The organism is Paraburkholderia phymatum, from assembly GCF_040965635.1.
Classification (GTDB): domain Bacteria; phylum Pseudomonadota; class Gammaproteobacteria; order Burkholderiales; family Burkholderiaceae; genus Paraburkholderia; species Paraburkholderia phymatum_B.
Window position 1 is genome coordinate 23,181 of record NZ_JBFRCH010000001.1, and the last position, 19,571, is coordinate 42,751.

18 protein-coding genes are annotated in these 19,571 nt (G+C 61.2%); 10 read left to right on the plus strand and 8 right to left on the minus strand.

The features are described from left to right. Window positions 1–88: 88 nt before the first annotated feature. Complete coding sequence (locus AB4Y32_RS00130; protein ID WP_368719413.1) at window positions 89–511, plus strand: transcriptional regulator; 423 nt, start codon at window positions 89–91, stop codon at window positions 509–511. Window positions 512–608: 97 nt separating this feature from the next. On the opposite strand, the gene yidC is transcribed toward AB4Y32_RS00130, so the two are convergent. From yidC to rpmH, 4 genes are all read right to left on the minus strand, one after another. After that, window positions 609–2,261, minus strand: coding sequence for a membrane protein insertase YidC (gene yidC, locus AB4Y32_RS00135; RefSeq protein WP_368719414.1), 1,653 nt, complete (start codon window positions 2,259–2,261; stop codon window positions 609–611). 30 nt (window positions 2,262–2,291) lie between these two features. Further along, window positions 2,292–2,522: a membrane protein insertion efficiency factor YidD gene (gene yidD, locus AB4Y32_RS00140; RefSeq protein ID WP_090873624.1), complete on the minus strand. Its 231-nt coding sequence runs from the start codon at window positions 2,520–2,522 to the stop codon at window positions 2,292–2,294. 73 nt (window positions 2,523–2,595) lie between these two features. After that, on the minus strand, window positions 2,596–3,096 hold the full coding sequence (gene rnpA / locus AB4Y32_RS00145; RefSeq protein WP_439899692.1) for a ribonuclease P protein component: 501 nt from the start codon (window positions 3,094–3,096) through the stop codon (window positions 2,596–2,598). Window positions 3,097–3,121: 25 nt separating this feature from the next. Beyond that, window positions 3,122–3,256 carry a 50S ribosomal protein L34 gene (rpmH, locus tag AB4Y32_RS00150; protein WP_004198824.1) on the minus strand — a complete coding sequence of 45 codons (135 nt, stop codon included), beginning with the start codon at window positions 3,254–3,256 and terminating at the stop codon, window positions 3,122–3,124. Window positions 3,257–3,641: 385 nt separating this feature from the next. Here rpmH and dnaA point away from each other — a divergent pair, with 385 nt between their 5' ends. From dnaA to gyrB, 3 genes are all read left to right on the plus strand, one after another. Next, window positions 3,642–5,198, plus strand: coding sequence for a chromosomal replication initiator protein DnaA (dnaA, locus tag AB4Y32_RS00155; protein WP_368719416.1), 1,557 nt, complete (start codon window positions 3,642–3,644; stop codon window positions 5,196–5,198). Between the two features lie 255 nt (window positions 5,199–5,453). Further along, window positions 5,454–6,557: a DNA polymerase III subunit beta gene (dnaN, locus tag AB4Y32_RS00160; RefSeq protein WP_087732276.1), complete on the plus strand. Its 1,104-nt coding sequence runs from the start codon at window positions 5,454–5,456 to the stop codon at window positions 6,555–6,557. 113 nt (window positions 6,558–6,670) lie between these two features. Next, window positions 6,671–9,142, plus strand: coding sequence for a DNA topoisomerase (ATP-hydrolyzing) subunit B (gene gyrB, locus AB4Y32_RS00165; protein ID WP_368719417.1), 2,472 nt, complete (start codon window positions 6,671–6,673; stop codon window positions 9,140–9,142). 107 nt (window positions 9,143–9,249) lie between these two features. Here the strand turns inward: gyrB and AB4Y32_RS00170 are convergent, their stop codons facing one another. Beyond that, window positions 9,250–9,477 (minus strand): hypothetical protein, encoded by a 228-nt coding sequence (locus AB4Y32_RS00170; RefSeq protein WP_368719418.1) that lies wholly within the window; start codon window positions 9,475–9,477, stop codon window positions 9,250–9,252. 59 nt (window positions 9,478–9,536) lie between these two features. Further along, window positions 9,537–10,013 carry a GyrI-like domain-containing protein gene (locus AB4Y32_RS00175; protein ID WP_368719419.1) on the minus strand — a complete coding sequence of 159 codons (477 nt, stop codon included), beginning with the start codon at window positions 10,011–10,013 and terminating at the stop codon, window positions 9,537–9,539. A 467-nt stretch (window positions 10,014–10,480) separates the two neighbouring features. On the opposite strand from AB4Y32_RS00175, the gene eat reads away from it, so the two are divergent. The 3 genes from eat (at window position 10,481) to eutC (ending at window position 14,150) form a co-directional block, all read left to right on the plus strand. Then, window positions 10,481–11,884: an ethanolamine permease gene (gene eat, locus AB4Y32_RS00180; RefSeq protein ID WP_368719420.1), complete on the plus strand. Its 1,404-nt coding sequence runs from the start codon at window positions 10,481–10,483 to the stop codon at window positions 11,882–11,884. A gap of 83 nt (window positions 11,885–11,967) precedes the next feature. Then, window positions 11,968–13,362: an ethanolamine ammonia-lyase subunit EutB gene (locus AB4Y32_RS00185; RefSeq protein ID WP_368719421.1), complete on the plus strand. Its 1,395-nt coding sequence runs from the start codon at window positions 11,968–11,970 to the stop codon at window positions 13,360–13,362. Further along, window positions 13,359–14,150 carry an ethanolamine ammonia-lyase subunit EutC gene (eutC, locus tag AB4Y32_RS00190; protein ID WP_368719422.1) on the plus strand — a complete coding sequence of 264 codons (792 nt, stop codon included), beginning with the start codon at window positions 13,359–13,361 and terminating at the stop codon, window positions 14,148–14,150. Before AB4Y32_RS00185 ends, eutC begins: the two co-directional genes overlap by 4 nt. A gap of 62 nt (window positions 14,151–14,212) precedes the next feature. On the opposite strand, the gene AB4Y32_RS00195 is transcribed toward eutC, so the two are convergent. Beyond that, on the minus strand, window positions 14,213–14,608 hold the full coding sequence (locus AB4Y32_RS00195) for a DUF779 domain-containing protein (RefSeq protein WP_368719423.1): 396 nt from the start codon (window positions 14,606–14,608) through the stop codon (window positions 14,213–14,215). Between the two features lie 79 nt (window positions 14,609–14,687). Further along, window positions 14,688–16,208 carry an aldehyde dehydrogenase gene (adh, locus tag AB4Y32_RS00200; protein ID WP_368719424.1) on the minus strand — a complete coding sequence of 507 codons (1,521 nt, stop codon included), beginning with the start codon at window positions 16,206–16,208 and terminating at the stop codon, window positions 14,688–14,690. Window positions 16,209–16,564: 356 nt separating this feature from the next. On the opposite strand from adh, the gene AB4Y32_RS00205 reads away from it, so the two are divergent. From AB4Y32_RS00205 to dbpA, 3 genes are all read left to right on the plus strand, one after another. Continuing rightward, the gene (locus tag AB4Y32_RS00205) at window positions 16,565–17,572 is read left to right on the plus strand and encodes a helix-turn-helix domain-containing protein (RefSeq protein WP_368719973.1); all 1,008 of its coding nucleotides are present in this window, start codon (window positions 16,565–16,567) and stop codon (window positions 17,570–17,572) included. 219 nt (window positions 17,573–17,791) lie between these two features. Beyond that, a complete protein-coding gene (locus AB4Y32_RS00210; protein ID WP_087732256.1) occupies window positions 17,792–17,977 on the plus strand; it encodes a hypothetical protein in 186 nt (61 codons plus the stop codon). Window positions 17,978–17,992: 15 nt separating this feature from the next. Next, window positions 17,993–19,384: an ATP-dependent RNA helicase DbpA gene (gene dbpA / locus AB4Y32_RS00215; protein ID WP_368719425.1), complete on the plus strand. Its 1,392-nt coding sequence runs from the start codon at window positions 17,993–17,995 to the stop codon at window positions 19,382–19,384. Window positions 19,385–19,571 lie beyond the last annotated feature (187 nt).

Consider the following 19,571-nt stretch of genomic DNA (forward strand, 5'->3'; position numbering starts at 1 on the left):
ACTGCCGCGAGATAGGCAAATCTAGGACGCGCTAAATGTAGCGTGTACGGTTGTCTACCTGTGGTACGTCGGACTGCACAATTTGTGGATGCCAACCCTCGAAGAAAAAGCGGCCTTTGCCGAGCGACTGAAGTTCGCGATGAGACGCGCCCCGGAAAAGCTCAAGGGCGGGACCGATCTCGCGCTGCACTTCAATCTGCGCCATCACGGCGACCAGCCCGTCTCACCACAGACGGTACACAAGTGGCTGAGCGGCCGCACGATTCCAACCGACGACAAGCTCCGGACGCTCGCCGAATGGTTCGAAGTGGATGTCCACTGGCTGCACTATGGGCCTTCGCCGAGCGGATCGACGAGAAATGTCCCGAAACCGCTGATGCGCGGCGAGAAATATCCGCTTTCACCTGAGACGCTCGAACTCGCGTCGAAGATCGAATCGCTGACGCCGCATCATCGTTATCTGGTGCAGGAGCTGATCGCGCAGCTCTACGGCGACGCCGACAACTCGTAAGAAAAGCGCAGATAAAAAAACCGCCCGGCACTAACCGGGCGGTTTCCTTTTTTGCAGGTTCGGATCGGATCATTCAACGTCCGATCCCAATGCCCGATCAGGCAGCCTTTCTCTTCTGCCCCATCATGCGCGTGATGTAGTACTGCTGGGCAATCGACAGCACGTTGTTCACGACGTAGTACAGCACGAGACCCGCCGGGAAGAAGAAGAACATCACCGAGAACGCGATCGGCATGAACATCATCATCTTGGCCTGGACCGGGTCCGGCGGCGTCGGGTTGAGCTTCGTCTGAACGAACATTGAGACGGCCATCAGCACCGGCAGGATGAAGTACGGATCTTGTTGCGACAGATCGTGAATCCACATAATCCACGGTGCACCGCGCATTTCCACCGACGACAGCAGCACCCAGTACAGCGAGATAAACACAGGAATCTGAATCACGACGGGCAGACAGCCGCCGAACGGGTTCACCTTCTCAGTCTTGTACAGCTCCATCAGAGCCGCGTTCATCTTCTGCGGATCGCCCTTGAAGCGTTCGCGCAGCGCCTGCATGCGCGGCGTGATTTCCTTCATGCGCGCCATCGACTTGTAGCTTGCCGCCGACAGCGGGAAGAACACGGCCTTGATCAGCAGCGTCAACAGGACAATCGCCCAGCCCCAGTTGCCGACGTAGCTGTGGATCTTTTCGAGCAGCCAGAAGAGCGGCTTCGCGATGATCGTCACCCAGCCATAGTCCTTCACCAGTTCCAGACCCGGCGCGACGCCTTCGAGCATGCGCTCTTCCTCCGGACCGGCGAACAGGCGGGCGGACACGTCGACCGACTGTCCCGGCGCGATCGTCTGCAGCGGCTGCTTGACGCCCACGCGATACAGCGACGGGTCGATCTTCTCGACGTACATATCACGCTTGACGCCCTGCTGCGGAATCCACGCCGACGCGAAATAGTGCTGCACCATCGCGATCCAGCCGTTGTCGGCGGACTTCGCGTAGTCTTCCTTGTTCTTGTCGATGTCACCGAACGTCAGCTTCTGGAAGTGATGCTGCTCCGTGTACACAGCCGGCCCAATGAACGTGTGCGAGAAGCGCGGCGTCTCGACGGGCTGGCTGTCGCGCACGAGTTCCATGTAGGCGGTCGGCGTGACGGGCGTCGAGCCGACGTTCTGGACCTTCGTGTCGACGTTGATCACGTAGCTGCCGCGCGTGAAGGTGTAGGTTTTCACGACCTTCACGCCGGCCTTCACCGGCGATTCAAACGACAGCTTCAGCGTGTTGCCCGTCATGTCGGTCGGCTGACCGGCAACGGGCGTGAACACATCGGTGTGGTTCGGGAAGTCGCCGCCGAGCAGGCCCGTGCGCGCCAGATACGTGTGATCGGCGGTGTGGTCGAACAGCGTGATCACCTGAGCCGGCTGCTTGTCCTCGCCCGGCTTGAACAGCGTGAGCTTCGACAGCGTGCCGCCACGCGTGTCGATCTGGCCACGGTAAACGTCAGTGGTGAAGGAAACCAGCTGCGCCTGCTGCGCGGCGGGTACCGTCGACTCCGGTGCGGCGGCGCTCGTCTGCGGCAGCTCGGCGGTTTGGGTTCCCGTCGTCGACGAACCCGGCGCGGCAGTGCTCGCGGTCTTGGTCTGCGTCGCACTCGGGAAGAACATCGACTGGCGTCCATGGTCGCGCTGCCAGTTGTCGAACAGCATGACAGCTGACATGAAGAAGATGACCCATAGGACGGTGCGTTTGATATCCATGCGTTGTCTCAGTGTCGATGGCACAGCGCGTCAGCGCTTCTTAGGAGTTGGAGGCGGGACAAGATCGATGCCGCCCGCCGAAAACGGGTGACAGCGGCACAGGCGCCTTGCGGCGAGGTAAGTACCACGCGCGGCGCCATGATACTGGATTGCTTCGCGCGCGTAATCCGAACAGGAGGGATAAAAGCGGCACCGATTGCCGAGCATGGGACTTACGGCAATCTTGTAGAAACGCAGTAAAGCGATCAGTACCGTTTGCATGACCAGTGCGGCGGGACTGCACCGCCCGTTGTGAAGCGCTGGACGGCAGCGGCGCTTCGAGACTGTGCGGATGTCATGGCGTGGCGGGCGGCGTGTCCACCCGCTGTGTTGCCGACCCCTCGCGCCGGGCGATTTCGCGTGCCACCTTGTCGAGCAGCACGTCGATTTCACTACGGCACATCGCTTTCAACGGCGGCGACGATCCGCTGGGCATCGCCTTCCGGTCGAATTTCGTATGCAGACGCAGCAGCACGTCCCAGCCGCCAAATTCTGCCCGGCGCACGCGAAATGCTTCGCGCGCGAGACGCTTCACCAGATTACGCGTGACCGCGCGCGGCGCATACTTCTTGCCGATCACGAGGCCGAGGCGCGCTTCATTGCCTGTCGGCCGCGCGTACACGACAAAGTGTGCAGTGCGGCGCCACGGGCGCAAACGAAAAACGGATGAAAATTCATCCGTTTTCAGCAGCCTTGCGGCTTTGGGGAAGGCTGCGGACGCCTGCAACGGAACGACGTTCTGATGCGGCGCGTCTGCCGTTCCCGCAGCGTCACGGGTGTCGGACACAGCGCGCACTCGGCTTGACCGCGTTCTGCCTGCCTTAGATGGCGAGGCGTTTGCGGCCCTTTGCGCGGCGTGCGTTGATGACCTTGCGGCCGCCAGCGGTCTTCATGCGAACGCGGAAGCCATGGGTGCGCTTACGGCGCGTCACGGAAGGTTGGTAAGTACGTTTCATGTTGCTCTCACTTGTTTGAGAAATAACCGCGCGAGCATCGCTGAAAGTGCAATGGCCGGAGGTTCGAAAATTGGTTTTCGCGGAACCCGTTATTTAAACCGGTTTTCTCTGACTCGTCAATAGCTTAGGCGGACGATCCACAGGCGGCGTCGGTCGGTGCTGTTTGATCAGGCCCTGTGGATAACTCACTTGGCCTGCCGTTTTGGCGGTAGAATCTCGCCTTACTTCCCAAGAATCCTGCACGCCGCCCCGGCCCGCTTGACCCCGCAAACCTTTGTGGCACAAGCGTCTGGGGCTTTTCCGCCTGGCAGCTTCGGGCCTCGTCGCGTATCCCGCGATCAGAGCGCCGGCGGAAAAGCGTCGCAAACATAACGATAGCAACTTGATGAACGAATTCTGGCAACACTGTTCCGCACTGCTGGAGCGTGAATTGACGCCCCAGCAGTACGTGACGTGGATCAAACCGTTGGCCCCGGTCGCCTTCGACGCAAATGCGAATACCCTGAGCATCGCTGCGCCGAACCGTTTCAAGCTGGATTGGGTCAAGAGCCAGTTTTCCGGTCGCATCACCGACCTTGCACGCGACTTCTGGCATTCCCCCGTCGACGTCCAGTTCGTCCTCGATCCGAAGGCCGGTGTGCGCACGGCGCCTGTCGCGCCGCCGCGGCCGTCGACGGTCGGTGCGAACAGCGCGGCTGCGGCCGTCGGTGCCGCCGTCGGCGCCGTGCAAGCCGCCCAGTCGGCCCGCGCGGGCGGCATGGGCGGCCTCGGTGCGCCCATGAACGCAGCCCAGCTGACCGACGATGCCGCCGACCTCGATCTGCCCAGTCTCGACGCCAACGAGGCCGCGGCGGGGCGCCGAACGTGGCGTCCGGGTGCGGCCGCGCCGGCGGCGAGCGGCGAGAGCGACTCGATGTACGAGCGCTCGAAGCTGAATCCCGTGCTCACCTTCGACAACTTCGTGACCGGCAAGGCGAACCAGCTGGCTCGCGCGGCCGCGATCCAGGTCGCCGACAACCCGGGCATTTCGTACAACCCGCTGTTCCTGTACGGCGGCGTGGGCCTCGGCAAGACGCACCTGATTCACGCAATCGGCAACCAGTTGCTGATGGACAAGGCCGGCGCGCGCATCCGCTACATCCACGCGGAGCAGTACGTGTCGGACGTGGTGAAGGCGTATCAGCGCAAGGCGTTCGACGATTTCAAGCGCTACTACCACTCGCTCGACCTGCTGCTGATCGACGATATTCAGTTCTTTTCGGGCAAATCCCGTACGCAGGAAGAGTTTTTCTACGCGTTCGAAGCGCTGGTCGCCAACAAGGCGCAGGTGATCATCACCAGCGATACGTATCCGAAGGAAATCTCAGGTATCGACGACCGTCTGATCTCGCGCTTCGATTCCGGGCTGACCGTCGCAATCGAGCCGCCCGAGCTTGAGATGCGCGTCGCGATTCTGATGCGCAAGGCGCAGTCGGAAGGCGTGAGTCTTAACGAGGACGTCGCGTTCTTCGTTGCGAAGCATCTGCGATCGAACGTCCGCGAACTGGAAGGCGCGCTGCGCAAGATTCTCGCGTACTCGAAGTTCCACGGCCGCGAAATCACGATCGAGCTGACCAAGGAAGCGCTGAAAGACCTGCTGACTGTGCAGAACCGGCAGATTTCGGTGGAAAACATCCAGAAGACGGTCGCCGATTTCTACAGCATCAAGGTCGCCGACATGTATTCGAAGAAGCGGCCGGCCAATATCGCGCGGCCGCGCCAGATCGCGATGTATCTGGCGAAGGAGCTGACGCAGAAGAGCCTGCCGGAAATCGGCGAGCTGTTCGGCGGGCGCGACCATACGACGGTGCTGCATGCGGTGCGCAAGATCGCCGACGAGCGAGGCAAGGACGCGCAGTTGAACCACGAGCTGCACGTGCTGGAACAGACGCTGAAGGGCTGAACGGGATAAGGGGCCGGATCTGACCGAAGGGTTCCTCGAACCTGTCGGAAAAATTAATCTGTTTATTGCGCGAGTCACCCCCAATTTAGGGAAGTGCTTCCATTTTCAGGCACAATACAGGTTTAACCGCCCGGCAAAAGCGGGTGGGATTTCACGCCGTGACTGGCGCAGTACGGCGCCGGCGGGGGGCCGGGGCCGCGCGCTTCAACATTGCCGGGCAAGGCGCGCAGGCCGACACATCAACGAAGGAACTCTATGCAACTGGTCAAGACCGAACGCGATAACCTCCTCAGGCCGCTGCAAACGGTGAGCGGCATTGTCGAACGCCGTCATACGTTGCCGATCCTCGCCAATTTGCTGATTACCAAGAACGGCCCGGACGTCTCGTTCCTGTCCACCGACCTCGAACTGCAAATCACCACACATGCCGACTTCGGCGTTGGCGGCGAGTCCGTGGCCACGACGGTAGCGGCGCGAAAGCTCCTCGATATTCTGCGCGCGATGCCCGACGGGCAGGTCACGCTCACCTTGAACGACAAGCGTCTGACGGTGCAGTCCGGCAAGAGCCGTTTCGCGCTGCAAACGCTCGCAGCAGACGAGTTCCCGACGGTCGCTCAAGCTAAAGACTTCGGCGCGAACCTCGCGGTTCCCCAAAAGACGTTCCGCCAGTTGCTCGGCATGGTCCACTTCGCGATGGCGCAGCAGGACATCCGTTACTACCTGAACGGCATGTTGCTGGTGGTCGATGGCGATCAGCTGATGGCCGTCGCGACGGACGGTCACCGTCTCGCCTTTTCGTCGATGAAGATCGAAGGCTCGTTCGCGCGCCAGGAAGTGATCATTCCGCGTAAGACGATTCTCGAACTGCAACGCTTGCTGGAAGACATCGACGACGTGCTCAAGATCGACATCGCGCCGACGCAGGTGAAGTTCACGTTCGGCGGCGTCGAACTGGTGTCGAAGCTGGTCGAAGGCAAGTTCCCGGACTTCCAGCGCGTGATTCCGAAGTCGCACAAGAACACGTTCGTGATCGGCCGCGAAGAACTGCAGCGCTCGCTGCAACGCGCGGCCATTCTGACCTCGGACAAGTTCAAGGGCGTGCGCTGCATCGTCGAGCCGGGCCAGCTGAAGATCATGTCCACCAATGCGGACCAGGAAGAAGCGCAGGAAGAACTCGAAATCGCCTACCAGGGCGACAGCATCGACATCGGTTTCAACGTCACGTATCTGCTCGACGTGCTCGCGAACCTGAAGATCGATATGCTCGAAGTCAGCCTCGGCGACGCCAGCTCGAGCGCGCTGATCACGATTCCCGAGAACGACCAGTTCAAATACGTGGTGATGCCGATGCGCATCTGACGCATCCAACACGAAGAACACACCAAGGGGCGCAGCGCCCCTTTGGTGTTTTTATGGCGTTTTGAAAAGCCTCGAGCAGCAACGAAGCGGTAACGCAGAACCGGAAGAAATCCATGACTGAACTGAACAATTCGCAACCCGATAACAGCTACGGCGCCTCGTCCATTCAGATCCTCGAAGGTCTGGAAGCCGTGCGCAAGCGGCCGGGTATGTATATCGGCGATACGTCGGACGGGACCGGTCTGCATCACCTCGTGTTCGAGGTGCTCGACAATTCGATCGACGAGGCACTCGCCGGTCATTGCGACGAAATTCAGGTCATCATCCACGCGGACAACTCTATTTCCGTGACCGACAACGGCCGTGGCATCCCGACGGGCATCAAGCGCGACGACAAGCACGATCCGAAGCGCAGCGCCGCCGAAATCGTGATGACGGAACTGCACGCGGGTGGCAAGTTCGACCAGAACAGCTACAAGGTGTCGGGCGGCCTGCACGGCGTCGGCGTGTCGTGCGTGAACGCGCTGTCGTCGTGGCTGCGCCTCACCGTGCGCCGCGACGGCAAGAAGCACTTCATGGAATTCCATCGTGGCGTGCCGCAGAACCGCGTGATCGAAGAAGTGGACGGCGAGCGTTTGTCGCCGATTCCCGTTGTCGGCGACACGGAAAATCGCGGCACCGAAGTGCACTTCATGGCCGATGAGAAGATCTTCGGCAACGTCGAGTACCACTACGACATTCTGGCGAAGCGTATCCGCGAACTCTCGTTCCTGAACAACGGCGTGCGGATTCGTCTCACCGATCAACGTTCGGGCAAGGAAGACGATTTTGCGTTCGTCGGAGGCGTGAAGGGCTTCGTCGAGTTCATCAACAAGACGAAGACCGTGCTGCATCCGACGATTTTCCATATCGTCGGCGAGAAGGACGGCGTGGGCGTCGAAGTGGCGATGCAGTGGAACGACAGCTACAACGAAAACGTGCTGTGCTTCACGAACAACATTCCGCAGCGCGATGGCGGCACGCACCTGACGGGCCTGCGCGCGGCGATGACGCGCGTGATCAACAAGTACATCGCCGATCACGAAATCGCGAAGAAGGCGAAGGTCGAGACGTCCGGCGACGACATGCGCGAAGGGCTGTCGTGCGTGCTGTCGGTGAAGGTTCCCGAACCTAAGTTCAGTTCGCAGACGAAGGACAAGCTCGTTTCGTCGGAAGTGCGCGCGCCTTTGGAAGAAGTGGTCGCGAAGGCGCTCGAAGAATTCCTGCTGGAAACGCCGATCGACGCGAAGATCATCTGCGGCAAGATCGTCGATGCGGCGCGTGCTCGGGACGCCGCACGCAAGGCGCGCGAAATGACGCGGCGCAAGGGCGTGCTGGACGGCGTCGGTCTGCCGGGCAAGCTAGCAGACTGCCAGGAGAAAGATCCCGCCAAGTCTGAGATTTATATCGTCGAGGGTGACTCGGCAGGTGGTTCAGCGAAGCAGGGCCGCGACAGAAAATTCCAGGCCATTCTGCCGTTGCGCGGCAAGGTGCTGAACGTCGAGAAGGCGCGTTACGACAAGCTGCTGTCGTCGGAGCAGATCGTTACGCTGATTACTGCGCTCGGTTGCGGCATCGGCAAGGACGACTACAACCTCGACAAGCTGCGTTACCACCGCATCATCATCATGACGGATGCTGACGTCGACGGCGCGCACATCCGTACATTGCTGCTGACGTTCTTCTATCGTCAGATGCCGGAGATGATCGAGCGCGGGTACATCTACATCGCGCAGCCGCCGCTGTACAAGGTGAAGGCGGGCAAGGACGAGCGCTATCTTAAGGACACGGCGGAGTTGAACGCGCATATGCTGCGCCTGGCTCTGAACGGTTCTGAGCTAATTGCGTCCGAAGGCGCGACACCGATTGCAGGCGATGCGTTGGGCGAACTGGCGCGTTCTTATCTGCTGGCGCAGGCTGTCGTAGATCGTCTGAGCAAGCTGTACGACGAAGCGGCGCTCGAGGCCGTGATGGATGGCGCGACGATCGATCTGTCGAGCGAGCAATCGACGGAAGCATCGGCGCGCGCGCTCGAAGCCAAATTGCGTGACGATCCGCTCAAGCCGGAGATCAACGTGATCGCAATGTACGACCCGGTGCGCGAACTGCGTTCGCTGCGCGTCGAGCGCCGTCATCATGGCAATGTCAAGGTCAGCGTCATCGACGAAGAATTCCAGCTGACGGCCGACTATCAGCAACTGGTCAATACCGCGAACACGTTCAAGGGCTTGATCGGCGAGGGCGCGGTGATCAAGCGCGGCGAGCGCAGCATGGCCGTGGGCGACTTCAAGAGCGCGATGAAGTGGTTGATCGCCGATGCAGAACGGAACGTGTCGAAGCAGCGCTACAAGGGACTTGGTGAGATGAATCCCGGACAGCTCTGGGAAACGACGATGGACCCGAGCGTGCGACGTCTGCTGCGCGTGCAGATCGAGGACGCGATTGCGGCGGATGGGATCTTTACGACGCTGATGGGCGACGAGGTGGAGCCGCGTCGGGCGTTTATCGAGAGCAATGCGTTGCGGGCGGGGAATATTGACGTTTAAGTTTTCTTTCTCCGCCGGCCGGCGACCGCGAACATTGCGACGCCTCCCGCTAGCCTTCCAAAAACTCCAACCGGCGACGGTTGGGGTTTTTTATATGGGCTTTAAATTCACCGCAACCTCTTCGCATACCGATCGCGAACCACTTGCGAGATATACGTCGACAGCCCGCGACCACGGACAGCAAGGCGCTTCATTTTCTCGACATCTTGCTGCCCCGGGGTCGCGTAGTCGTACAGATAGACCTTGCCGTCCTTGAACCCGACAAGAATGGCATTTGGAGAGGTTTCATAAGCGACCACGCCCGATCGGCCACTCACATCCCGATACCGTGGCATTTCGCCCTCCGCTCGACGCATCCGACTTCAGACGCGATGCAACACAGCACGAACCATTCCTAAATCAACGGCAAACAGATATCCGTCAGCAAATTTGCCGGCGCAGTCTCTTTCGGGTTGTTCAAGTACTCTTCGAACACAGGCGCGTCCGCGGCCTCGTGTTCCGAGTTCACTAGCCACTCGCCATAGAGCCACTGGTAAGCCGCCGCCATATCCTCGTAAGGCCCTTTGTGCCGCAACACGGCGTACTTGCCGCCGGCGATCGACGTGACGCTGACAGGCCCGCCGCCTGAAACATCGACGGCCCGAGGCAACCATACGCCGGCCTTCGACCGCAATTCATTTTCGGCGACGGCCGTCGGATCGTCGTAGAAAATCCCGATCATCCGCATCTCGCCGGACAGCAGTCCACGCGATGCCAGCCAGCCCATCAGCGTTTCGAACGCCTTGCCGATCTGCATATACGGTCCGACGTGATCGACGGTCAGCACGTCGAAGCCCGCGATATCCCGAATCACTACATCTCTCATCGTCATTTGATTACCTCCTTGAACCGCAAGAGACGGCCGGAACTGGCAATGCGTCCCGGCATTCCGATACTGAGCGGGCTGCATGCGTAAGGCGGCGCTGAACGCCCGCGTGAACGACCGAAAACTGCCATACCCCGCTCCGCGGCATGTCGCTTACCAGGACCGAGGTTGCTCATCGCAATCAATCGTAGAAGAAGGAGCGACAAAGTTCACGACAGCACGCAGCGATTTTCCACATCCTCCGCCAGGCCGCGTGCCGACCACAGAGACAACGCGTCATTCAGCTCACATTATTCAGCGACGGCTTAACCCGAGCCGCTCGCCTACTCGCTGAAAGGCATCCATCTTTGCCGATTTTCGATAACACCTCGATTTATGGCTTCCTACCATCGCCAGATGCCGTCGGTAACGGGCCCGCTGCGAAGGCCAACGACGCGGGTCCATCAACTGGCAACTTCGAAAAGGAGCCTCCGATGAAAGCAGAGTCGCCAACCCAGCACAAAGGCATCGTCACGCATCACGAGTTGAAGCAGACGCTCGGCACCTGGCAGCTTTGGGGCATCGCCGTCGGCCTCGTGATCTCCGGCGAATATTTCGGCTGGAGCTATGGCTGGGCGAGCGCGGGCACGCTCGGCTTCGTGATCACCGCGGTTTTCATCGCCGCGATGTACACGACGTTTATCTTCAGCTTCACCGAACTCACGACGTCGATCCCGCACGCGGGCGGCCCGTTCGCCTACGCGCGGCACGCGTTCGGGCCCACGGGCGGCTATATCGCGGGCGCGGCGACGCTTGTCGAATTCGTGTTTGCGCCGCCCGCAATCGCGCTCGCGATCGGCGCGTACCTGCACGTCCAGTTTCCCGGCCTCGAACCGAAGCACGCGGCAATGGCTGCGTACCTCGTGTTCATGGCGTTGAACATCGTCGGCGTGCAGATCGCGGCGGCGTTCGAACTGTGCGTGACACTGCTCGCGATCTTCGAGCTGCTGGTGTTCATGGGCGTCGTGTCGCCGGGCTTCCAGTGGTCGAACTTCACGAAGGGCGGCTGGGCCGGCTCCGGCACTTTCAGCATGGGCGCGTTCCATGGCATGTTCGCCGCGATTCCGTTCGCGATCTGGTTCTTCCTCGCGATTGAAGGCGTTGCGATGGCCGCCGAGGAAGCGAAGAACCCGAAGCGCTCGATTCCCATCGCCTACGTCACGGGCATTCTGACGCTCGTCGTGCTCGCGGTCGGCGTGATGGTGTTCGCTGGCGCGGCGGACGACTGGACGAAGCTCGCGAACATCAACGACCCGCTGCCGCAAGCGATGAAATACATCGTCGGCGAGAACAGCGGCTGGATGCACATGCTCATATGGCTCGGACTGTTCGGCCTCGTCGCGTCGTTTCACGGCATCATCCTCGGCTACTCGCGGCAGATCTTCGCGCTTGCGCGCGCGGGCTATCTTCCGGAATGGCTGTCGAAAGTGCATCCGCGCTTCAAGACCCCGCATCGCGCGATTCTCGCGGGCGGCGTGGTCGGCATCGCCGCAATTTACAGCGACGAGCTGATCCAGTTCGGCGGGCAGACGCTCACGGCGAATATCGTGACGATGTCGGTGTTTGGCGCTATCGTGATGTACATCATCAGCATGCTCGCGCTGTTCAAGTTGCGCCGCACCGATCCCGACATGGAGCGTCCGTTCCGCGCGCCGCTGTTTCCGTATTTCCCGGCGTTCGCGCTGGTGGCAGCCGTCATTTCGCTCGCGACGATGATTTACTTCAATCTGCTCGTCGCGCTCGTGTTCGCTGCGTTCGTCGCGCTCGGTTACGGCTACTTCCTGATGACGCGTCAGCAACGCGAAGTCGCGCCGGCTGATGCACTGCTCGAAGAATGAACGCGTGTGAGCACCCAATGCACCAGACGCGTTGACGTACACGCAACCGGCCGCGCAGTAGCCGCGGCGACGGAGTACACGATATGAGCTACACGGAGACAATCGGCAGCCGCAAATACCGCTTTGCCGATCTGAAGACGCTGATGGCGAAGGCGAGCCCGCTGCGTTCTGGCGACCAGCTCGCCGGCATCGCGGCGGCGAGCGAGGAGGAGCGCGTCGCTGCGAAGATGGCGCTCGCCGACGTGCCGTTGCGCACGTTCCTCAATGAAGCGTTGATTCCCTATGAGAGCGATGAAGTCACGCGCCTCGTCATCGATATGCACTCGCCCGAAGCATTCGCGGAGATTGCACATCTGACCGTGGGCGAATTCCGCAACTGGCTGTTGTCCACTTCGACGGATACGGCCGCGCTCACGCGTATCACTCAAGGCCTCACGCCCGAAATGGTCGCCGCCGTGTCGAAGCTGATGCGCAATCAGGATTTGATCCTGGCGGCGCGCAAACGGCCTGTCATTACGCGCTTTCGGAATACGGTCGGCTTGCCGGGCCACATGTCGGTGCGCCTGCAACCGAATCATCCGACCGACGATGTGAAGGGCATCGCGGCATCGATGATCGATGGCCTGATGTACGGTTGCGGCGACGCGGTGATCGGCATCAATCCCGCGTCGGACAGTCTATCGGCGATCACGAATCTGCTCGTGATGATCGACGATTTCCGCACGCGCTATCAGGTGCCGACGCAATCGTGCGTGCTCACGCACGTGACGAATACGATTTCGGCGATCGAGAAGGGCGCGCCCGTCGATCTCGTGTTCCAGTCGATCGCCGGCACCGAGAAAGCGAACGCGAGCTTCGGCATTTCGCTCGCGCTATTGCAGGAGGCGTATGAAGCGGCGCTGTCGCTCAAGCGCGGCACGGTCGGTGACAACGTGATGTACTTTGAAACGGGGCAGGGCAGTGCGCTGTCGGCAAATGCGCATCATGGCGTCGATCAGCAGACATGTGAAGTGCGCGCGTATGCCGTCGCACGGCAGTTCAATCCATTTCTGACGAATACGGTGGTGGGCTTTATCGGCCCCGAGTATCTGTACGACGGCAAGCAGATCACGCGCGCCGGTCTCGAAGATCATTTCTGCGGCAAGCTGCTCGGCGTGCCGATGGGGTGCGATATCTGCTACACGAATCACGCGGAAGCCGATCAGGACGACATGGACAATCTGCTGACGCTGCTCGGCGTCGCGGGCATCAACTTCATCATGGGCATTCCCGGCGCGGACGATGTGATGCTCAATTACCAGAGCACGTCGTTTCACGATGCGCTGTACGTGCGTGAGGTGCTGGGCTTGCGCCGCGCGCCGGAGTTCGAAGAGTGGCTTGAGTCGATGCAGATCATCGATGCACGCGGCGCGTTGCTCAATGCGCCCGCGCGCCAGTCGCTTCTCGAAGGCGCAAGCGAATGGATGGGCATCGTATGAGCGACTCGATCGAAAAGAACGCGTGGCAGGCGCTGCGTGCCTTCACGAATGCGCGCATCGCATTGGGCCGCGCGGGCAACTCTTTGCCGACTGCGCCGTTGCTGGCGTTCAATCTTTCGCACGCGCAGGCGCGCGACGCCGTGCACCATCCGCTCGATGCCGACGTCTTGCACGAGCAGTTGCGCGCTCAGGGCTTTACGTCGCTCGACGTGCATAGCGCCGCGCCGGATCGCGAGCACTATTTACGGCGTCCGGATATGGGGCGGCGTCTTTCGGACGAGAGCCGTGATCTATTGAACAACGCCGCGAGCGATGATCCGCCCGAAGTGGTCTTCGTCATCGCCGATGGACTTTCCGCGTTTGCGGCTTCAAAGCAGTCGATTCCTCTGTTGCAGGCCGTCACGAAGCGGCTCGCGGACTGGAAGATCGGGCCTGTCGTGGTCGCGCGTCAATCACGCGTCGCGTTGGGCGATGAGATCGGCGAGTTGCTGAAGGCCAGGCTCGTTGTGATGTTGATCGGCGAACGGCCAGGGCTCAGTTCACCGGATAGCCTGGGCATCTATTTGACGTATGCGCCGAAAGTCGGATGCAGCGATGCGCAACGCAACTGCATTTCGAACGTGCGACCGGAAGGGCTCGACTACGAAGCGGCCGCACACAAGCTGCACTATCTGCTGACGCATGCGCGCCGTTTGGGGCTGACAGGTATCGGTCTGAAGGACGATAGCGATGCGCTTCTTCAAACGTCCGAGGCCGCATTGGTGATCGCGGACGCTTCGAGAAAATAACAAAGCTTCCAGCCGTCATATCGCGGCTGGACGCTTACTGCGTTAACTTCGTCAAGGCAACGTCAGAACGCATCGGCACGACTCACGGGATGCTTGTCGAGCCACGCGTTCTCTTCGTCATCGAAAAGGCGCGAGCGCGTGAGGAATCGCAGCCCTGTCGGCCGTTCCAGTGAAAACATGCCGCCGTTGCCCGGCACGACATCGATGATCAACTGCGTGTGCTGCCAGTACTCGTATTGCGATTCGCTCATGTAGAACGGCACGCCCGCAATCGTGCCGAGCCACACATCCGATGCGCCGACCATGAACTCGTTCGACGGAAAACACATCGGCGCGCTGCCGTCGCAACATCCGCCCGACTGGTGAAAAATGATCGGTCCGTGTTCAGCGCCCAACTGCTGGATCAGTTTGATGGCCGCGTCCGTTGCCACGACACGCGCAACACCTTCGTCATTCATCGCGCTTCCCCTTCATTTGACCCACTGAAAAAAGACGGGCGAACCGCATCACGCGATTCGCCCAGCAGGAGCACGACGCTCAGAAGAAGCCCAATGGTTTGTCGCTATAGCTGACGAGCAAGTTCTTTGTTTGCTGGTAATGGTCGAGCATCATCTTGTGATTCTCGCGGCCGATGCCCGACTGCTTGTAGCCGCCAAACGCCGCGTGCGCCGGATACGCGTGATAACAGTTGGTCCACACGCGGCCCGCCTGAATCTCGCGGCCGAAGCGATACGCGCGCGAACCGTCGCGCGTCCAGACGCCGGCGCCCAGGCCGTAGAGCGTATCGTTGGCGATCTCGAGCGCTTCCTCTTCGTTCTTGAACGTCGTCACGGAGACGACAGGCCCGAAGATTTCTTCCTGGAAGATGCGCATCTTGTTGTGACCGCGGAACACCGTCGGCTTCACGTAGTAGCCTTTCGCGAGTTCGCCGTCGAGCTTGTTCTGCTCGCCGCCGATCAGGCATTGCGCGCCTTCCTGCTTGCCGAGATCGATATACGACAGGATCTTTTCGAGCTGTTCCTTCGATGCCTGCGCGCCGATCATCGTCTTCGCGTCGAGCGGGTGCCCCTGCTGAATGGCGGCGACGCGCTTCAACGCGCGCTCCATGAAGCGGTCGTAAATCGATTCTTCGACCAGCACGCGCGACGGGCACGTGCACACTTCGCCCTGATTCAGCGCGAACATCGCAAAGCCTTCGAGTGCCTTGTCGAAGAAGCTGTCGTCCTTGTCGAGCACGTCGGCGAAGAAGATGTTCGGGCTCTTGCCGCCCAGTTCGAGCGTCACGGGGATGATGTTCTGGCTCGCGTACTGCATGATCAGGCGGCCCGTCGTCGTTTCGCCCGTGAACGCGATCTTCGCGATGCGCTTGTTCGACGCGAGCGGCTTGCCTGCTTCCAGACCAAAGCCATTGACCACGTTCAGCACGCCGGCAGGCAACAGATCCTGAATCAGTTCGACCAGCACGAGTATCGATGCAGGCGTTTGCTCGGCGGGCTTCAGCACGACGCAATTGCCTGCCGCGAGCGCGGGCGCGAGTTTCCACGTGGCCATCAGGATCGGGAAATTCCACGGAATGATCTGGCCGACCACGCCGAGCGGCTCATGAAAGTGATAAGCGACGGTATCGTGATCGATTTCCGAAATGCCGCCTTCCTGCGCGCGGACCGCGCCGGCGAAATAGCGGAAGTGGTCGATCGCGAGGGGGATGTCGGCGGCCATCGTTTCGCGCAGCGGCTTGCCGTTGTCGATCGTCTCGGCGACGGCGAGACGTTGCAGATTTGCTTCGAGACGATCGGCGATCTTGTTGAGGATGTTCGCGCGCTCCGTGGTCGAGGTCTTGCCCCAGGCCGCTTTCGCGCGATGCGCGGCGTCCAGCGCAAGTTCAATGTCGGCTTCGCGTGAGCGCGGAATCGACGTGAACGGCTCGCCCGTAATCGGCGAGACGTTGTCGAAGTACTCGCCGCCCGCCGGCTTCACCCACTCCCCGCCGATGAAATTCTCGTATTGCTTCTTGTACGGAAACTCGGTGGTCAGAAACTTCATCTCTGCGTGATTCATCTGCGTGCTCCTCACATGATCGGATAGTCGATGTATTCGTTTGGGCATGTCGCCCGGCTGAGCGCTCTTCTGCTGCCGCGGGTGCATATCGCCAGAAGTGTGCCAACGAGTGCGCGCGTGCCGTCGATGCCGGTGCACGCGGCACTGTCGCGATGCACGTCACGCGATGCGCGTGAGATTGCTCATAGCAGGCGTTGCATCCATGAGCAGTTCGACACGCGAGTGTTCATCGAATGAACAGCGCTCGCGCATTGGAATGGAGAGTCGCCGAGAGTTCTTTCGGCATGGGACTTGCGTTGACGTCCGCTTGTTTGTTCAATGTCACATGCAGGTGCATGTTCATCATCGACGCCCATATGACGACCGACCTTTCCTCTCCGTTCTCGCGCGTGCCCGTGTGCCGCGTCGAAACGAGCGTCGCGCACGACGCCGATGAACAGGCGCGCAATCTTCGCGGCTGGACGCAGACTTACGATCAGCTCACGGCGGGGCGCTTCGTCGGAAAGCTGACGGGCCTGCATCTCGACGCGATGCACGTATTCTGCGAGACGACGAGCCAGACATTGCGTCAGACCTGCGAAGTGCCGGAGGACGCCTACTGGTTCGGCATTCCCGCCGTCGACGCGGCCTCGGGCCGCATCGACTCGCATGCGATCGGTCACGATGCGCTTGCGTTTCAACGCGGCGGCGTCGAGTTCGAACTGCTGACGCCGGGCGGCTATGCGATCTTCGGCGTGGTCGTGTGCCGTGACGTGCTGCACCGGCATGCGGCCGCCGTCGAACACGCCGACATGGTCGATCAGGCCACGCACACAGGCATCCTTCCAATCGATGTTAAAAACAAAGCGCGATTCTGCGCGCTGTTGCGCGGCGCGCTCGACGATAGGGCAAGCGCCGCGCTTTCCACGCGCGCCCGCTGCAGCCTGCAAGCGTCGGTGATGTCGTCGCTGTTCGATCTGTGCGCGACGGCGTCCGTCGAACCTCTCGCGATTCCCGCGCGTCCGCGCAGACAATCGATCGTTTCCGCCGCACGCGACTATGTGCTCGCGAATCGCGAGCGTCCCGTCAGCGTGCCCGAGTTGTGCGAGTATCTGCACGTCAGCCGCCGCACGTTGCAGTACTGCTTTCATGACGTGCTGGGTCTCGCGCCAGTGAGCTATCTGCGCGCAATCCGCCTGAATGGCGCGCGCCGCGATCTGTGCGATGCAGCGCCCGGCGAGCGCACGGTGCAGGACGTCGCGGCTGCGTGGGGCTTCTGGCATCTGAGCCAGTTCGCGACCGACTATCGCAAGCTGTTCGGCTTGCTTCCTTCAGAGACGCTCAAAACGGTCCATGCGCCCGCGAACGCGCTGCTGACTCACTAAACGTATCTCGCACGTTTTGCCGGGCTCGCCTGTGCGCTTCCGTTAAAATTGCGGAATGCGCGAATTTCTTTCGCCGCCCGATCAACCATCCTCATCGACGACATAGCAGGCTGCGCTGTATCCGTTCCATTGCGTGGACCGATCGATCAGCGCCTTGCGTGCATTCGCGTTCTTCGCATGCGACAGAACGCGCTCAACCGATCAAGCTGGAGAGTCAACGTGTTTACTTGCATCAACCAGAGCTGCGGCGCGCAGTGGGAGCAGTCCGACGTCGTCATCAAGAACGAAGGGCAGGGTCTGCTGTTTCGCTGTCCGATGTGCGGCGCCCGCAACTATGTCGAGCGTTTCGACGCCGACGACGGCACGATCGTCTACGAGCAGATCGAAGGCCGCCCGTATAACTGAAGCCCGCACAACGACATGACAGACAAGGCACGTCCCTTCAGCGAACTGCCGCTCTCGCCGGCGGCGCTCGCGAATCTCACGCAACTCGGCTATGTCGAGATGACGCCGATCCAGGCAGCGAGCCTGCCGATCGCGCTCGCCGGTCACGACCTGATCGCGCAGGCGAAGACGGGCAGCGGCAAGACGGCGGCGTTCTCGCTCGCCTTGCTCGCGCGGCTCGATGCGCGGCGTTACGCGGTGCAGGCGCTGGTGCTGTGCCCGACGCGCGAACTCGCCGATCAGGTCACGCAGGAAATCCGCAGGCTCGCGCGCGCCGAAGAGAACATCAAGGTGCTGACGCTGTGCGGCGGCACGCCGATGCGTCCGCAGACGGCGAGCCTCGAACACGGCGCGCACATCATCGTCGGCACGCCGGGGCGCATCATGGACCATCTGGAGCGCGGCAGCCTCGCGTTCGACGCGCTCAACACGCTCGTGCTCGACGAAGCGGACCGCATGCTCGACATGGGCTTCTTCGACGACATCGCGAAAGTCGCGCGTCAATGCCCGAAGGAGCGGCAAACGCTGCTGTTCTCCGCGACGTACCCCGAGGGCATCGCGAAACTGAGCCAGCAGTTCTTGCGCAACCCGAAGGAAGTGAAGCTCGAAGAGCGTCACGACGACAGCAAGATTCGCCAGCGCTTCTACGAAGTGACGGAGGACGAGCGTCTGCATGCCGTCGGTATGTTGCTGAACCACTACCGGCCTGTGAGCACGATCGCGTTCTGCAACACGAAGAACCAGTGCCGCGATCTGCTCGACGTACTGCGCGCGCAGGGCTTTCACGCGCTCGCGCTGCATGGCGAACTCGAGCAGCGCGAGCGCGATCAGGTGCTGATCCAGTTTGCGAATCGCAGTTGCTCAGTGCTCGTTGCAACCGACGTCGCCGCGCGCGGCCTCGACATCGCGCAACTGGAAGCGGTGATCAACGTCGACGTGACGCCTGACCCCGAAGTGCACGTGCATCGCATCGGCCGCACGGGCCGCGCGGATCAGGAGGGCTGGGCGCTGAGCCTCGCGAGCATGAACGAAATGGGGCGCGTGGGCGGCATCGAAGAGGCGCAAGGGCGCGACGTCGAGTGGCATCCGCTTTCCGGACTGAAGGCTGCAAGCGACGAGCCGCTGTTGCCGCCGATGGAGACGCTTCAGATACTCGGCGGCCGCAAGGAAAAAATCCGCCCCGGTGACGTGCTCGGCGCGTTGACGGGGGAAGCCGGCTTCAACGGTTCGCAGATCGGCAAGATCAACGTGACGGAGTTTTCGACTTACGTCGCCGTCGATCGCAGCATCGCCCGTGACGCGCTGCGCAAACTGAGCGCGGGCAAGGTCAAGGGCAAGAAAGTGAAAGTGCGTCTGATGGACGAATGACGGCATGACGGCAGCGCGCGGCGCGCGCTGCTCTCTCTCTTCTGCAAAGCTGCTGCAATACACCCCTCGCATCACGCCTCTTCATACCTGCGGGATTACCCTGCCTTCGTCCGCATTCCGCGTTGTCCCGTCAATGCAAGCGCCTTTGCGTGTTGTCGCGCTTCGCGCCGCAGCATTCGCCGCATGA

Bases quoted from the DNA above. Each gene is read 5' to 3' on its own strand.
- gyrB (WP_368719417.1), top strand. From the start codon at position 6,671: ATGACTGAACTGAACAATTCGCAACCCGATAACAGCTACGGCGCCTCG.
- AB4Y32_RS00205 (WP_368719973.1), top strand. From the start codon at position 16,565: ATGACGACCGACCTTTCCTCTCCGTTCTCGCGCGTGCCCGTGTGCCGC.
- rpmH (WP_004198824.1), bottom strand. From the start codon at position 3,256: ATGAAACGTACTTACCAACCTTCCGTGACGCGCCGTAAGCGCACCCAT.
- yidC (WP_368719414.1), bottom strand. From the start codon at position 2,261: ATGGATATCAAACGCACCGTCCTATGGGTCATCTTCTTCATGTCAGCT.
- AB4Y32_RS00195 (WP_368719423.1), bottom strand. From the start codon at position 14,608: ATGAATGACGAAGGTGTTGCGCGTGTCGTGGCAACGGACGCGGCCATC.
- dnaN (WP_087732276.1), top strand. From the start codon at position 5,454: ATGCAACTGGTCAAGACCGAACGCGATAACCTCCTCAGGCCGCTGCAA.
- AB4Y32_RS00175 (WP_368719419.1), bottom strand. From the start codon at position 10,013: ATGACGATGAGAGATGTAGTGATTCGGGATATCGCGGGCTTCGACGTG.
- eutC (WP_368719422.1), top strand. From the start codon at position 13,359: ATGAGCGACTCGATCGAAAAGAACGCGTGGCAGGCGCTGCGTGCCTTC.
- yidD (WP_090873624.1), bottom strand. From the start codon at position 2,522: ATGCAAACGGTACTGATCGCTTTACTGCGTTTCTACAAGATTGCCGTA.
- adh (WP_368719424.1), bottom strand. From the start codon at position 16,208: ATGAATCACGCAGAGATGAAGTTTCTGACCACCGAGTTTCCGTACAAG.
- dbpA (WP_368719425.1), top strand. From the start codon at position 17,993: ATGACAGACAAGGCACGTCCCTTCAGCGAACTGCCGCTCTCGCCGGCG.
- AB4Y32_RS00130 (WP_368719413.1), top strand. From the start codon at position 89: ATGCCAACCCTCGAAGAAAAAGCGGCCTTTGCCGAGCGACTGAAGTTC.
- dnaA (WP_368719416.1), top strand. From the start codon at position 3,642: ATGAACGAATTCTGGCAACACTGTTCCGCACTGCTGGAGCGTGAATTG.
- eat (WP_368719420.1), top strand. From the start codon at position 10,481: ATGAAAGCAGAGTCGCCAACCCAGCACAAAGGCATCGTCACGCATCAC.
- AB4Y32_RS00185 (WP_368719421.1), top strand. From the start codon at position 11,968: ATGAGCTACACGGAGACAATCGGCAGCCGCAAATACCGCTTTGCCGAT.
- AB4Y32_RS00170 (WP_368719418.1), bottom strand. From the start codon at position 9,477: ATGCCACGGTATCGGGATGTGAGTGGCCGATCGGGCGTGGTCGCTTAT.